This window comes from Geobacter argillaceus, assembly GCF_007830735.1.
GTDB classification, from domain to species: domain Bacteria; phylum Desulfobacterota; class Desulfuromonadia; order Geobacterales; family DSM-12255; genus Geomobilibacter; species Geomobilibacter argillaceus.
Genome location: NZ_VLLN01000071.1, coordinates 1 through 1,059, shown reverse-complemented (window position 1 = coordinate 1,059; position 1,059 = coordinate 1). Strand labels below are relative to the sequence as shown.

The window sequence follows — 1,059 nt, the reverse complement described above, 5'->3', positions numbered from 1 at the left end:
GCCAGGTGCGCTATCGACTGGCCGAACTGGACCCGGTCCCGCGCATGACGCATCGCTATCTCCAGTGCACCCTGGGCGATCCCGACCGCCTGGGCCGCGCAGAAGATCCGGTTGACGGAGAGGGTCTGCATCAGGTTGGCAAACCCGGTCCCTTCGGCGCCGATCAGGTTCTCCGCCGGGACTGCCATGTTCTCGAAGAACAGCTCGGTGTTGACGGAGCCGCGCATTCCCATCTTTATTTCATCGCGACCGTAGATGAGGCCGGGGGTCCCGCGTTCCACGACAAAGGCGCTGATCCCTTTGGCACCCTTCTCCGGGTCGGTGTAGGCGTACACCACGATGATGTCGGCTACCGAGCCGTTGGTGATGAAGCATTTCTGGCCGTTGATGATGTACTTGTCACCCTGGCGCACGGCCCGGGTCTTCATGGCCAGGAGGTCGGAGCCGGCAGCCGGTTCGGTGGCGCCGAGCGCGGTCAGGAGTTTCGATTCACCGCTGAACCGGGGCAGATACTTTTCTTTCAGGGCCGGGCTGCCGCCGTGGATGATCGGCAGCATGCCGTCGAACTGGCCGATCAAGAGCAGGGCCGTGGAGGCGCAGACGCGGGCGATTTCCTCCAGGATCAGGACCACGGTCGAGATCCCCATTTCCGTGCCGCCATAGGCCGCGGGCAGGAGCGGGTTCAAGAGCCCGAGCTGGGCAAACAGGTTCAGGGCATGTTCAGGAAAGAGCGATTTTTCGTCCAATTCCCGGGCGAGCGGGGCGATTTCCCGGTTGGCAACGTCGCGCACCATTTCCAGCGTTACTCTCTGTTCTTCGGTCAGGTGTTTCATTGGTCTGTCTCCTTGATTAGTAGCGAATGCGTGCAAACCCGGATCAGGCGGCCTCTTTCAGGATCTCTCTGGCGATGACCAGACGCTGGATCTGGTTGGCCCCTTCAAAGATCTGGGTCAGCTTGGCGTCCCTGAACATCCGCTCCACCGGGTAGTCCTGCATGTAGCCGTACCCGCCGAAGACCTGGATGGCGTCGGTGGTGATCTTCATGGCCGCGTCGGAGGC

2 protein-coding genes are annotated in these 1,059 nt (G+C 62.0%); both read right to left on the bottom strand.

What is annotated here, in order from left to right; genetic code table 11:
- On the bottom strand, window positions 1-833 hold an 833-nt coding region (locus JN12_RS20385; protein WP_145026396.1), incomplete at its 3' end, for a cyclohex-1-ene-1-carbonyl-CoA dehydrogenase.
- A gap of 43 nt (window positions 834-876) precedes the next feature.
- Window positions 877-1,059 (bottom strand): acyl-CoA dehydrogenase family protein (locus tag JN12_RS20380; RefSeq protein WP_281287754.1); only part of this gene is annotated, 183 nt, incomplete at its 5' end.